Annotated in this window: 14 protein-coding genes; 8 read left to right on the top strand and 6 right to left on the bottom strand. The window is 74.1% G+C overall.

Annotation, left to right across the window (positions count from 1 at the left end; translation table 11 throughout):
- Positions 1 to 4 precede the first annotated feature (4 nt).
- The gene (locus ACWEEU_RS26595) at positions 5 to 430 is read right to left on the bottom strand and encodes an ATP-binding protein (RefSeq protein ID WP_451735442.1); all 426 of its coding nucleotides are present in this window, start codon (positions 428 to 430) and stop codon (positions 5 to 7) included.
- A gap of 144 nt (positions 431 to 574) precedes the next feature.
- Between ACWEEU_RS26595 and ACWEEU_RS26590 the strand changes: the two genes are divergently transcribed.
- Both ACWEEU_RS26590 and ACWEEU_RS26585 read left to right on the top strand, forming a co-directional pair.
- Positions 575 to 1,117: a GntR family transcriptional regulator gene (locus ACWEEU_RS26590; RefSeq protein WP_451735440.1), complete on the top strand. Its 543-nt coding sequence runs from the start codon at positions 575 to 577 to the stop codon at positions 1,115 to 1,117.
- 2 nt (positions 1,118 to 1,119) lie between these two features.
- On the top strand, positions 1,120 to 1,893 hold the full coding sequence (locus tag ACWEEU_RS26585; protein WP_451735437.1) for a GntR family transcriptional regulator: 774 nt from the start codon (positions 1,120 to 1,122) through the stop codon (positions 1,891 to 1,893).
- Between the two features lie 30 nt (positions 1,894 to 1,923).
- Here ACWEEU_RS26585 and ACWEEU_RS26580 read toward each other — a convergent pair whose 3' ends face one another.
- Entirely contained in the window at positions 1,924 to 2,349 is a 426-nt protein-coding gene (locus ACWEEU_RS26580) for a nuclear transport factor 2 family protein (RefSeq protein WP_451735435.1), read from the bottom strand.
- A gap of 103 nt (positions 2,350 to 2,452) precedes the next feature.
- On the opposite strand from ACWEEU_RS26580, the gene ACWEEU_RS26575 reads away from it, so the two are divergent.
- Entirely contained in the window at positions 2,453 to 3,016 is a 564-nt protein-coding gene (locus ACWEEU_RS26575; RefSeq protein ID WP_451735432.1) for a PadR family transcriptional regulator, read from the top strand.
- A gap of 7 nt (positions 3,017 to 3,023) precedes the next feature.
- On the opposite strand, the gene ACWEEU_RS26570 is transcribed toward ACWEEU_RS26575, so the two are convergent.
- From ACWEEU_RS26570 to ACWEEU_RS26555, 4 genes are all read right to left on the bottom strand, one after another.
- Entirely contained in the window at positions 3,024 to 4,469 is a 1,446-nt protein-coding gene (locus tag ACWEEU_RS26570; RefSeq protein WP_451735430.1) for an FAD-dependent monooxygenase, read from the bottom strand.
- Between the two features lie 178 nt (positions 4,470 to 4,647).
- Positions 4,648 to 4,914 (bottom strand): hypothetical protein, encoded by a 267-nt coding sequence (locus ACWEEU_RS26565; protein ID WP_385749749.1) that lies wholly within the window; start codon positions 4,912 to 4,914, stop codon positions 4,648 to 4,650.
- Between the two features lie 51 nt (positions 4,915 to 4,965).
- On the bottom strand, positions 4,966 to 7,275 hold the full coding sequence (gene malQ / locus ACWEEU_RS26560) for a 4-alpha-glucanotransferase (protein ID WP_451735428.1): 2,310 nt from the start codon (positions 7,273 to 7,275) through the stop codon (positions 4,966 to 4,968).
- Positions 7,276 to 7,512, bottom strand: a complete 237-nt coding sequence (locus ACWEEU_RS26555) for a hypothetical protein (protein WP_451735426.1) — start codon at positions 7,510 to 7,512, stop codon at positions 7,276 to 7,278.
- 245 nt (positions 7,513 to 7,757) lie between these two features.
- Here ACWEEU_RS26555 and ACWEEU_RS26550 point away from each other — a divergent pair, with 245 nt between their 5' ends.
- From ACWEEU_RS26550 to ACWEEU_RS26530, 5 genes are read left to right on the top strand one after another with little or no spacing between them, the layout of a single operon-like run.
- Positions 7,758 to 8,360 carry an RNA polymerase sigma factor gene (locus tag ACWEEU_RS26550; RefSeq protein ID WP_385749742.1) on the top strand — a complete coding sequence of 201 codons (603 nt, stop codon included), beginning with the start codon at positions 7,758 to 7,760 and terminating at the stop codon, positions 8,358 to 8,360.
- The gene (locus ACWEEU_RS26545; RefSeq protein WP_385749739.1) at positions 8,357 to 9,283 is read left to right on the top strand and encodes a zf-HC2 domain-containing protein; all 927 of its coding nucleotides are present in this window, start codon (positions 8,357 to 8,359) and stop codon (positions 9,281 to 9,283) included. Before ACWEEU_RS26550 ends, ACWEEU_RS26545 begins: the two co-directional genes overlap by 4 nt.
- Positions 9,284 to 9,321: 38 nt before the next feature.
- On the top strand, positions 9,322 to 10,125 hold the full coding sequence (locus ACWEEU_RS26540) for an ABC transporter ATP-binding protein (RefSeq protein WP_451735424.1): 804 nt from the start codon (positions 9,322 to 9,324) through the stop codon (positions 10,123 to 10,125).
- Positions 10,122 to 11,447, top strand: a complete 1,326-nt coding sequence (locus ACWEEU_RS26535) for a hypothetical protein (RefSeq protein WP_451735422.1) — start codon at positions 10,122 to 10,124, stop codon at positions 11,445 to 11,447. The genes ACWEEU_RS26540 and ACWEEU_RS26535 overlap by 4 nt, the downstream gene beginning before the upstream one ends.
- The gene (locus ACWEEU_RS26530; RefSeq protein ID WP_385749731.1) at positions 11,444 to 12,055 is read left to right on the top strand and encodes a hypothetical protein; all 612 of its coding nucleotides are present in this window, start codon (positions 11,444 to 11,446) and stop codon (positions 12,053 to 12,055) included. The genes ACWEEU_RS26535 and ACWEEU_RS26530 overlap by 4 nt, the downstream gene beginning before the upstream one ends.
- Positions 12,056 to 12,157 lie beyond the last annotated feature (102 nt).

Raw genomic sequence — 12,157 nt, 5'->3', positions numbered from 1 at the left:
ACTGTCATCCATGGGCGCCCGGCTCCGGCTGGGCGCCCCTTGTCGTGGGAACGGCCTTGAACACCGTCCAGACCGTCTTACCGGGGTTGTGAGTCGTCACGCCGAAGTCATCGGACAGCTCCTGTACCAGGCGAAGTCCCCTGCCACCACACTCCTCGGCTCCCCCTTCCCGGACTTCGGGGACGCCGTCACCACTGTCGCGCACCGCCACACGGATGAAGGTGTCATCACCGGTGAGCGCGAGGGCGAACTCACGCCCGGGCGGCACGCCGTGCAGCACGGCATTCGTCGCCAACTCCGAGACGCACAACCGGATGTCGTCGGACCGGTCGTCATACCCCCAGTCCCGCAGGGTCTCAGTGACGAACACCCGTGCAGCTCCCACCGATTTGCGAGCACGGGGAAATCGTCGTTGCCGTAACAGAGGCATGGCTCATCACCTACTTGCCACCGGGACACGAGATCGGCAGAACCGTATCACTATTCACGAAAAGCAGAGAGGTGCTCCGTGTGAGGGCACCCGATCCGGGTCGCCTACCGTGTAGTCCGGCAAGCGCCGACACAGGAGGACACCGTGAGCGACAGCAGGTGGGTCAGTACCTCAATGCCGTATCTGACGCCCCGGGAACAGGGGCAGGCGGATGCGTGGGGTGTGGAGGCGGCAGCTCGCGGCGGGAAGGGCGGGCAGCGCATCCTGCACGCGGGGGAGGTGGCGGCTTCGGAAGAGGTTGCCGAACTGCTGGGGCTGGCTGACGGAGAGGCCGTCGTCGTGCGCCGCAGGGTCATCGAACTAGACGGCGTACCTTGCGAGTTGACGGACACCTACTACCCCGTCGACATCGCCCGCGGTACCCGTCTCGCCGAGCGCGGGAAGATTCCCGGCGGGGCCGTCACACTGCTCGCCCAACTCGGGTTTCGGGGCGTTCGCGTCCGGGAGGACGTGACCGCTCGTATGCCCGGCGCCGAAGAGCGCGAGCTGTTGCGGATGACACCCGAGGAACCCGTTCTCCTGCTGACTCGGGTCACGCTGGACGACACCAACCGGCCCATCCAGGCGGACGTGATGGCGATGCCGGCCCAGCGGCAGCGGCTGCGCTACGAAATGCGGATCGGGTGACCATGAACGCTACCGACACCGGCACTCAGGACCGCCGCTCACTCCATGAGCGGATCGCCGCCGACCTGCGCGACGAGATCATGAGCGGCGACCTTGCCGCGGGAGCCAGCCTGCCCTCCACGACCCAGCTCAAGGAACGGTTCGGCGCCTCCAATGCCACCATCCAGAAGGCCCTGCAGATACTGAAGGACGAGCAGTTGGTGGTCGGCCGGGCCGGAGCCGCCGTCACCGTCCGCGAGCACCGGCAGCGGACGATCCGACCCGCGTCGTACATGACCCCCGCCCGCCCGGGTGAGCCCTACCGGTGGCTGACCGAGACCGCAAAGCTCGGAACGCGGGCCCACAGCACGCTACTGGACGTGCGGGAGGCGACCGCGCCCGCCGATGTCGCCGCCGCTCTGCGCATCGCCGACGACGAGAGCGTCCTGCTCCGGCACCAGATCCTCTCCCTCGACGAAGAACCCGTCGAACTGGTCACGTCCTACTACCCGATGGCCATCGCACGCGGAACCGCCCTCACCGAGAAGCGGAAGATCAAAGGCGGCACTCCCGCACTCCTGGCCGAACTCGGCCATCCCCCGCGTACGAGCGTGGACCGCGTCTCCGCGAGGGTGCCGACCCAGGAGCAGTATCAGGCGCTCAGGTTGCCCAGCGACCTTCCGGTACTGCGGACACTGCGCGTGATGTACAGCGACGAGGAACGTCCCGTCGAAGCCACCGTCATGACCAAGGCGGGTCATCTCTACGAACTGCAGTACGAGTTCACCGCCGAGTAAGTGGAGCCCGCCGAGACCGGCGCCGGACGACTACGGCCGCGCCGGGACCAACCCGTCCGCCACCAGCCCCGCCAGAACCGCCTCGCTGAGCGTCTGGACGGCCGACAGGGGGCGGACCATGACCGTGAACTCCTTGATCCGGCCGTCGGAGGCGAAGTGGAGGAGGTCGATGCCGTGGATCTCGCGGCCGTCGACCTCGGCGCGGAAGAGGAGGACGGCCGAGGGGGTGGGGGTGGTGTCCGAACGGCCGACGGCGGTGCCCGTGTGGTCGCCGATGTAGCGGAAGTTCTCGAAGGTGCGCAGGAGGACGCCGAAGAGGCCGAGGACCAGGGGCTTGCCCTCGAAGGGGGTGAACTTCACCGGGCTGTAGAAGCGGATGTCGTCGGTGAAGAGGTCGTCCAGGGCGGCGAGGTCGCCCTTCTCGACGGCGGTGCGGAAACGGTCGGCGGTGTTCACGGCCACTCCTTCATAGTCATGAATGTGAGTACTCATCAATATGAGTAGCATGGCCGCACGGTCGGTGGACAGAGGCAGCACAGACATGTGAGGAGCAGCCCCCATGGCGCTACGGCACGCGGTCCTCGCCGCGCTCCTCGACGGCGAACTCAGCGGCTACCAGCTCGCCAAGGCGTTCGACGTCGGCGTGGCCAACTTCTGGTACGCCCAGCCCCAGCAGCTCTACGCCGAGCTGAACCGGCTGGAGCAGGCGGGGCTCGTCGCGGGGCGCGAGGTCGTGCAGGAGGGGCGGCCGAACAAGCGGCTGTTCCAGGTGACCGGCGCGGGGCTCGCGGAGCTGGAGACCTTCGCGGGCGCCTGCGACAAGCCGTCCTTCATCCGGGACGATCTGCTCGTCAAGGTCCAGGCCGCCGACCACGTCGACACCGCCACCCTGATCACCCGGCTCCAGGAGCGCGCCGCCTTCGCCCAGGCCAAGATCGACCTCTTCGGCAAGCTGCTGCGCAACCTCCGCGGCGACCGCGGCGAGGAGGACTTCCTGCTCCACGGCGAGCGCATCGGGCCGTACCTCACCTGCCTCCGCGGCCTCGCCTACGAGGAGGGCAACCGGGACTGGTGCGAACGCACGGTCGCCGTCCTGACCGAGCGGCAGCGAAGCTGGCGGTAGGCACGGATCACGCCCGGCCCACGTGCTCCAGCACCGCCCGCTCCGTCTCTCCCGGCTCCGCCCCCTCCGACGCCCACGCCGCATACCCGTCCGGGCGCACCAGCAGCGTCGTACGACGGCCGCTGCGCCACTCGTCCACCGTCAGGTTCGCCGGCCGCGCTCCCTCGTACCGCCCCGGCGTGATCAGCACGAAGCGCCCGTCGCGCAGCGCCTCGTACAGCCGGGTGTGCCGCGCGAGGGCGATGTCCGGGACGCGGCGGCCGGTGAGGGGGTGGGCGCCGCGGGGGGCCGGGTAGCGGTAGCCGAGGCCGGTGATCTGGGAGGTCACCTTGCGGCGCAGGGGCGGCGACGCGGACAGGAGGGTCGCCGCGGCCTCGCGGACCGCCTGTTTCGCCATCGCCAGCCGGATGATGCCGCCGCTGCTGCGCAGGACCGTGCGCCCGACGGGATGGCGTTCGGACTGGTAGGTGTCCAGGAGCGCGGGGTCGGACCGGCCGTGAAGGACCGCCGCCAGCTTCCAGCTCAGGTTGGCCGCGTCCTGGAGGCCGGTGTTCATGCCCTGGCCGCCCGCCGGGGTGTGGACGTGGGCGGCGTCGCCCGCGAGGAAGACCCGGCCCACCCGGTACGACGGCGCCTGCCGCTCGTCGCTGTGGAAGCGGGACATCCAGCGGGCGTCGTGCATACCGTAGTCGCGGCCCAGCGCGAGCCGGGTGATCTCCTTGATCTCCGCGAGGTCCACCGGCGCGTCGTCGGGCACGTCGTGCCGCCGGTGCCAGCCGATCACCCGGTAGTAGCCGTCGCCGAAGGGCGCGAGGAAGGCGAAGGCGTCACCCACGGCGTTGGCGGTGAGCAGCGACGGCGGCTTCTCCGACAGGAGTACGTCCGCGAGGACCACGGAGCGGATCACCGAGCGGCCGGGGAAGGGCAGCCCGATCGCGCGCCGCACCGTGCTGCGCATCCCGTCCGCGCCCACCACGTACGCCGCCCGCAGCCGTTCCGTACGGCCGTCCGGGCGGCTCGCGAGGACCGTGACGCCGTCCGCGTCCTGGGTCAGCCCGGTCACCTCGGTCTCGTACCGGAAGGCCGCGCCCGCCGCCACCGCGCGCCGCTCCAGGGCACGTTCCACCTCGTACTGCGGGAGGACCAGGACGTGGCGGTAGCGCGAGGGCAGCTCGGAGAGGTCGATGCGCAGGCGGCCGAAGAAGCCGAGCCGGGTCAGCGGCTGTCCCTCGGCCTCCAGTTCGTCGGCCAGGCCGCGCGCGTCGAGCTGTTCGAGGGTGCGGGCGTGCACGGCGAAGGCACGGGAGAGGTTGCTGATCCGGTGCGGGCGTTTCTCGAGGACGGTGACCGGGACTCCCGCCGTCGCGAGGTCACCGGCGAGGAGCAGGCCCGTGGGACCCGCGCCCACCACGACGACTCCGCGGCCCGCGCCGCCGTCCACGTCCGTGTCCATCGGGACCGCCTCCTCGGAACGCCGGGACGTGCCGGGGCCCTGCCGTCCGACCCACCCGTCCGGCACACCGGGCGGCATACGGCTGCCCGCCCCCGCCCCGCCGGAAACACCGAGGGCGCCGTCTCCACCCGTACGCGGACGGGAGGAGCGGCGCCCTCGGAGAGCGGATGCGGGTCCGTCAGACCTTGGCCTCGCCCTTGGCGGACGACTTGGACGAGGTGGTGCCCCTGGACTTGTCCAGCATGACGACCAGTCCGGCGATGACGACGAACAGGCCGATCGGGAGCAGCACGTAGAGGCCGACGGTGTCGATGACGCTCAGACCGGGGCCGGGGTCGTCACCGTCGTCGCGGGTGAGCGCGAGCGCGGGGGACGACATGAGCAGCATCATCAGCGTCGTGCCGGCCGCCAGAGCACCGGCGCGCAGGGCGTTCTTCTTGTCCACGGTCCCAAGTTAGCGAACGGCCCCCGGGCTCGCGCGCCCGGGGTGCCGTACTCACGCCTCCGAGGCCGCGAGACCGGCCCGCACCACCTCCAGCAGAGCCCGCAGCCGGGGTGATGCCGTCAGGGTCTCCAGGGCCACCGGGGCGCCCGCCGCGTCCGAGACGGGCAGCCGCCAGTTGGGGTACTCGTCCCAGGTGCCCGGCAGGTTCTGCGGGCGGCGGTCGCCGATGCCGTCGGGGAGCCAGACGCCGATCAGCTTGGCCGGGGTGCGCAGCAGGAAGCGGTGGAAGCCCTCGATCTCGGCCGCCTCGTCGGTGCCGGGCGGTCCGGCGGCCGGGCTGTCGAGCAGACCGAGGCTGCCGAGCAGGGCGAGCCATTCCGCCGTGTCCGCGACGGCCTCCGCGCGCTCGTCGGCGGCCGGACGGGTCAGCAGCCCGAGCCGGTCGCGCAGGTCGACGTGCTCGCCGGTGAGCCGGGCGGCGGTGGGCGGCAGATCGTGGGTGGTGGCCGTGGCCAGGCAGTCCGAGCGCCACCGCTCGGGCGGCAGCGGACGGCCGTCGCCCTCCCAGTCCCGCTCGAACCACAGCACCGAGGTGCCGAGCACCCCGTGCCGCCGCAGCGTCTCGCGCACGCCCGGCTCGACCGTGCCGAGGTCCTCGCCGATCACCAGGGCACCGGCGCGGGACGCCTCCAGGGCGAGGAGGGCGAGCATGGCGTCGGCGTCGTAGCGGACGTAGGTGCCCTCGGTGGGCGGGCTGCCCTCGGGCACCCACCACAGCCGGAACAGACCCATCACATGGTCGATGCGGACCGCGCCCGCGTACCGGAACAGGGCGCGCAGCAGGTGGCGGTAGGGGGCGTGGCCCGAGGCGGCGAGCCGGTCGGGGCGCCAGGGCGGCAGGCCCCAGTCCTGGCCGCGCGCGTTGAAGGCGTCGGGCGGGGCGCCGACCGACATCCCGGCGGCGAAGTGGTCCTGCTGCGCCCACGCGTCGGCGCCCTGCGGATGCACGCCGACGGCCAGGTCGTGCACGATCCCGACGGGCATCCCCGCCTCGCGCGCGGCCCGCTGGGCGGCCCGCAGCTGCTGGTCGGTGAGCCAGGCGAGCCGGGTGTGGAACTCCACCCGGGGAGCCAGCTCCGCGCGGGCCCGCGCCGTCTCCTCCGAGCGCGGGTCGCGCAGCGCGGGCGGCCAGGAACGCCAGTCGGGGCCGTGCCGCTCCGCCAGCGCGTACCAGGTCGCGTGGTCCTCCAGCGCCTGGCCCTCCTCGGCGCGGAAGGCGTCGTACGCCGTCTGCCGCCCCGGACCGAGCGGGACCCGTGCGACCAGTTCCAGGGCCTGTCGCTTCAGCTCCCACACCGCGTCGCGGTCGATCAGGGCGCCCTTGTCGAGCACGTCGGCGCGCAGCCGCTCGGCCCGCTCGCGCAGTGCGCCCAGGCGGCGGTGGTCGGCGTAGGCGTACTCGGGGATGTCCTCCACCCGCAGGTGGACGGGGTCGGGGAAGCGGCGCGAGGAGGGGCGGTACGGCGACGGGTCGGTCGGGACGCCCGGTACGGCCGCGTGCAGGGGGTTGACCTGCACGAACCCGGCCCCGGCCGCGCGTCCCGCCCAGCCGGCCAGCTCGGCGAGGTCACCGAGGTCGCCCATGCCCCAGGAGCGGTGCGAGAGGACGGAGTAGAGCTGGGCGAGGAGGCCGTAGGAGCGGGTGGTGGGGGTGGGCAGGCGGTCGGGGGCGACGATCAGGTGGGCGTCGGCGGTGCGGCCGTCCGGGGCGGTGGCGGTCACACGGTGGACGCCGGGGGGCAGTCCGTCGACGGTGTCGCGGGTGTCGCCCTGCTCGGTGGTCACGTGGAGGTGGGTGTGGGAAGGCAGGGCGGCGAAGGGGTCCACCGGCTGATCCGGGGCGTCCGCCCTCGCCTCCGGCGGGCTCGCCGCCGTGTCCGGGGCACTCGTCCGCGCGTCGGGGGTGCTCGTCCGCGCGTCGGGGGTGCTCGTCCAGCGGACCACCGTCGGCGGCAGCAGCCGTTCCCGCAGCTCGCGCTCCCGCGCGTCCAGCGCGGTGCGGACCGCGTCGGGGCCCGCCGCGTCCACCCCGAGGGCGGCCAGCGCGGCGACCACGGCGGTGGCGGGGACCGCGACCGTGCGGTCCGGAGCGGGGCTGTAGGAGGTGGCGACCCCGTGCAGCCCGGCGAGACGGCTCAGCGGGCGGTCGTCCTGGGCGGCCTCTCCCGGCTCGGTGCCGTCCCGTACGGGACGGGTGGACCGCGGGGTGTCCCCTGCGGGACGGGGGGACTCGGGGGCGCCCCCTACGGGGCCTTCCCCCTCGGCGTGACTCCGCTCCGCGTCGTCCTCCGCCGCTCCCATCTAGTGGCCCACGCAGTCGGCGATCGGGCAGTCGGCCTCGGTCAGCGGGGCGGCGTCCGCGAGCGGGGGCTCGCTGGTCAGGGGGGCGGCGTCGGGCAGCGGGGGCTCGCTGGTGAGCGGGGTCTCCACGCAGGCGCCCTCCGCGCTGAACGCGCGCGGGCCCGCGTCGGGCCGGGACACCGTCTCCGGCGAGCGTTTCCACTGGGCGGGCAGAGAGAGGTGAGCCGGTGCGGCCACGGATGCCTCCTGGCGGTCGGTACGGGATCTCCGGTGCGGGGTCGGACCGGAACCCGGTGACCGGGCCCCGGTACGGCCCCGCGCCGGATTCGGTACGGGTTTGTGCCGGATTACCGCAGCCCTACCCCGTCCCGGCGGCGACACTCCCACCTCACTCCGGCGCGCGGGTGTACGGACGTACCGCGCCGGAGTGATCCAACGGCGCACCGGCCGTCGATAGAGGGGGTGTGAGACTGTTCCGCCCCATGGGGGGCCACCGGGAGAAGGGCGCCACGGACGACGCGGCGCTGCTGCGGGCCGTCGCCGGAGGTGACCAGGCGGCGATGGCCGAGCTGTACGACCGGCACGCCGGCTGGCTGCACGCCCGTCTTTCGCGCCGCTGCGCCGATCCCGAGACCGTACGGGAAGTCCTCCAGGACACCTTCGTCACCGTGTGGCGCTCGGCCGCCGGGCACCGGGGTCAGGAGACCGGCGGCTGGCTGTGGACCATCGCGGCGCGGCGGCTGGTGGACGCGCGGCGGGCGCGGGAGCGCGCCACGCGGCTCGCGGGACCCCCGCTGGACGCCGAGCCGACGGCGCCGTACGCCACCGCCAGCGCGCCGTCCGCCGAGGACCGCGTGCTGGCCGGTCTGGAGTACGGCGACGTCGGCACCGCGCTCGACCGCATCTCCCCCGAGCTGCGCGAGGTGCTGCGGGCGACCGTCGTGGACGGGCTGAGCACCCGGGAAGCCGCCCGGCTGCTCGGCATACCCGAGGGCACCGTCAAGTCCCGTGCCCGGCGCGCCCGCGCCGAACTGCGGGACGCACTGGCCCAGTTGAACCCGTCCCCGCTGGGAGGCACGGCATGACGAAGTACGACGCGTCCGGCTGGCACGTCGCCGACGCCCTCGCCGGGCGCTACGCCGACGGAACGCTGCCCGAGCCGGACGCCTGGTCCCTGGAGAAGCACGTGGAGCGCTGCGCGGGGTGCGCGGCGCGGGTGTCGGGGGCGGTACGGGCGACGGCGGCGGGGGCGGTGCTGGGGGACGTACGGGCGGCGGTGCTGGCGGCGGGTCCGGTGGAGGCGCCGACATCGGCGCCGGCACAGGCACCGGCACCGGTCACCGCTCCCCTACGAGCCACCCGCCCACGCCCCTCCCGGCTCCCGCGCCTCGCCCGTCTCCTCTGGGCCGCCGGTCCCGCCGTGCGCGGCGCCTGGCTGACCGCCGTGCTCGGAGTCGCCGTCGGGGCGATGCTGCTGGGTCTCGGAGGCGGGTTCGCACAGGCCAGGGCGGTGCTGCTGGCCATCGCGCCGGTGCTGCCGGTGGCCGGGGTCGCGCTGTCGTACGGTCCGCACGCCGATCCGCTCTACGAGATCACCGCCGCCACCCCGGGCGGCGGGCTGCGCCTGGCGCTGACCCGTACCGCCGCCGTACTCGCCGTCAGTCTCCCGCTGCTGACCCTCACGGGTCTGCTGCTGCCCGGCTCCGGCGCCCCCGCGGCGGCCGCCTGGCTGCTGCCGGGGCTCGCGCTGTCGCTGGCCACCCTGGCGCTCGCCTCCTTCACCGGCTGCCGCACTGCCGCCGGGGTCACGGCGGGCGGCTGGCTGTGCGCCGTCCTCGCACCGCTGCCCGGCGCCCCGGCGGGCGAGGTAACCCACCGGCTGGCCGAACAGCTCTCGCGCTGCCTGGACGGCGCGGCGGCCCAGGGGGCGTGGGCGGCGGCTGCCGTCCTCGGCGGCGCCCTGCTCGCCGCCCGCCGCCCGGCGTACGACCGCCTGCCGCGCCGCTGAGCGCGCTCACCACTCAACTCCCCTCTCTTGGAGCCCTCTTGTACGTCCCTTCCGAAACACCGCCCGCCATCCGCGCGGCCGCGCTGCGGGTGGAGCACCGCAGGACCGTCGCCCTCGACTCCGTCGATCTGGAGCTGGGCATCGGTGTGCACGGTCTGCTCGGTCCGAACGGCGCCGGCAAGACCTCGCTGATCCGCGTCCTCGCCACCGTGGCGCAGCCCTCCGGCGGGCGCGTGGAGATGCTGGGCGAGGACAGCGCCGAGCCGCGCGGGCGGACCGCGATCCGGCGCCGACTGGGTTATCTCCCGCAGGAGTTCGGCTACTACCCGGGTTTCACCGTGCGCGAGTTCGTGGCGTACGTCGCCTGGTTGAAGGAGATGCCGACCGACCGCGTCCCCGAGGCGGTGGAGCGGGCGGTGACCCGGGTCGGCCTCGCGGACCGGATCGATTCGAAGATCAAGACGCTGTCGGGTGGCATGATCCGCCGGGTCGGCATAGCCCAGGCCATCGTCAACGACCCCGGCGTGCTGCTCCTCGACGAGCCGACCGCGGGTCTCGACCCCGAACAGCGGGTGGAGTTCCGGGAGTTGCTGCGCACGCTGGGGGTCTCCGCGACGGTGGTCGTCTCCACCCACCTGGTGGAGGACGTGGCCGCCGCCTGCACCGAGGTCACCCTCCTCGACCGGGGGCGTATCGCCTACCGGGGCACGCCCCGCGCCCTGACCCTCCTCGGCGAGACCTCGGACGGTCCCGGCGACCACCCGATCGAGCGCGGCTACACCACCGCCCTGCGGACCCACCGCGCGCACGGCGCCCCGGCGGCGCGGGGGTCGGTGCGATGACCGTCACGACGACCAGACCCGCGCCGCGGAAGGTCCGGGCGCCGCATCCGCTGCGGGCGGAGGCGGTGCGGGGGTTCGCTCCGGTGGCGGGGCTCGCGGTGCTGGTGACGCTCGGGATCGCGCTGAGCGCGACATCGGCGAACTGGCAGGGCGGCTGGGCCGAGACCGCCGGAACGCTGCACACCTCGATGCTGATCCTCCTGCCGATGGCAGCCGCGGCGGGCTGCTGGCAGGGTGGCCGGGAGCGGCGGCGCCGTACGGCGGAGCTGTGGGGGACGGCGGTGCGCCCGCCGCTCACCCGGCTGCTCGCCTCGGCGCTGCCGGTGGCGCTCTGGGCGGCTCTCGGCCACCTCCTCGCCGTCGCCGCCGCCTTGCTCGCCACCTGGCCGTACGCCATGGGGGACCATCCCCGTCTCGACCTGGTTCCGGGCGACACGGCGGCGCTGATGGCGGCCGCGCTGATCGGGCATGTGGCCGGCCGGGCCGTCCCCACGGTGCTGGCGGCTCCGGTGCTCGGGGTGGTGGGGTACGTGGGGCTGGGGCTGTTGTCGCACAGTGACGCCGAGGGCAGCCCCCTCAGCCCCGCCGCGTACGTGGGGGCGGGTTTCCGTCCGGTGTGGTGGCAGCCGTTCGCCATGGCCGGGTGGACGCTGGGACTGGCCCTCGCGCTCACGCTGGCCCAGGCGGCGCGGCGCCGTGTGACGGCCCTGCTGCCGCTGGCCGCGGCTCTCGCCTCGGGCGCCCTGCTCGTGCACACCGGGAGCGGGGTGTTCCAGACCGACCCCCTCACCCGCCGCCAGGTGTGCGACACCTCGGTGACCCCCGCGGTCTGCGTGAACGCCCGGTACGCGGGGCTGCTCCCGCGGACGACCGACGCCCTGTCCGGCGTCACGGGCAAGCTGCGGGGCGTACGGAACCTTCCGGTGCGCTGGGAGGACCACCCCGGGCGCCCGCACGACGACGAGGCGCAGTTGCCGAGCGTGACGCCGCTGGGCTGGTCGGTCGCACGGGGGCGGCTGACCGATCCGCAGGCGTACGCCTCGGAGGCGGTGGCGATGCTGCGGGGTGACTGCGAGACGAGCTCCGTTCGCGTGGCGCGGGCGGACGACGCGGTGAGTGCCTATCTGGCGCCCAGCCCGGCGCAGGACGATTTCGACAGGCAGGACGCCAAGGGCGACGCCGCCCACCGTGCCGACCTCCGCGCCCGCCTCGCCGCCCGCGCGAAGCTGGCCGCGATGGACGAGCGGCAGCGCCGCGCATGGCTCTCCGCGTACTTCGCGTCCCGCCCCCACTGCGCCGTGAAGGGGGTGCCGTCCCTGTGAAAACCCACGGCTTCCTGCTCTACGCCCGCTCCCGCTCGCTTCCCGTGACCCTGGCGGCCCTGGCCGCGACGACGGGCTTCGCGGTCTGGGCGTCCGGTCTCCTGGACGCCTACCTGGACCCGGACCGCCGGGTACCGGTGGTCGCCCTGGCGCCGCTGCTGGCCTCGGCCGTGATCGGGGTGAGCCTGCACACCCCGTCGGACGAGCTGGACCGTACGGCCGTACGCCCCTGGTGGCCCCGCCGCCTGGCCTGGCTGGCGTCGCTGACCGCCCTGGCGGCGCTGCTGCTCCCCCTTGCGGTGCTGGGGCACCCGCAGACCTTCGGGCCGCCCGCCGTGATCCGCAACGTCCTGGGCTGCACGGGCCTCGCGGCCCTGTCGGCGGTCCTCCTCGGCGCCCGCCTGAGCTGGCTCCCCGCCTTCGCCTACGTCTCCGCCACCTACCTCGCCTCCTCCGGAGCCCACGGCCGCGCCGCCACCCTCTGGGCCTGGCCGGTCCAGCCGGGCCCCGAGCCGGCCGCCTGGACAGCCGCGCTCCTGGCCTTCGCGGCAGGCACCACCCTCTACGCGGCCCACGGCCCCCGCCGAGAGGACTCCCGCACGACGTAACGCCCCACCCGGCGACAGTCCGTGCCCCGCATACCTCACACGTCGTGCGGGGCACGGGCACGCCCTGAAAAGCCTCCCGAACCCGCCGCCGGACACACGGCG

This window comes from Streptomyces sp. NPDC005004 (genome assembly GCF_053600675.1).
Note: the sequence above shows the minus strand (reverse complement) of the source record. Positions and strands in the feature narration are given on the sequence as shown.

Excerpts from the sequence above, each read along its gene's own strand:
- ACWEEU_RS26535 (WP_451735422.1), top strand. The coding sequence starts at position 10,122 with ATGACCGTCACGACGACCAGACCCGCGCCGCGGAAGGTCCGGGCGCCG.
- ACWEEU_RS26575 (WP_451735432.1), top strand. The coding sequence starts at position 2,453 with ATGGCGCTACGGCACGCGGTCCTCGCCGCGCTCCTCGACGGCGAACTC.
- ACWEEU_RS26595 (WP_451735442.1), bottom strand. The coding sequence starts at position 430 with ATGCCTCTGTTACGGCAACGACGATTTCCCCGTGCTCGCAAATCGGTG.
- ACWEEU_RS26570 (WP_451735430.1), bottom strand. The coding sequence starts at position 4,469 with ATGGACACGGACGTGGACGGCGGCGCGGGCCGCGGAGTCGTCGTGGTG.
- ACWEEU_RS26585 (WP_451735437.1), top strand. The coding sequence starts at position 1,120 with ATGAACGCTACCGACACCGGCACTCAGGACCGCCGCTCACTCCATGAG.
- ACWEEU_RS26550 (WP_385749742.1), top strand. The coding sequence starts at position 7,758 with ATGGGGGGCCACCGGGAGAAGGGCGCCACGGACGACGCGGCGCTGCTG.
- malQ (WP_451735428.1), bottom strand. The coding sequence starts at position 7,275 with ATGGGAGCGGCGGAGGACGACGCGGAGCGGAGTCACGCCGAGGGGGAA.
- ACWEEU_RS26545 (WP_385749739.1), top strand. The coding sequence starts at position 8,357 with ATGACGAAGTACGACGCGTCCGGCTGGCACGTCGCCGACGCCCTCGCC.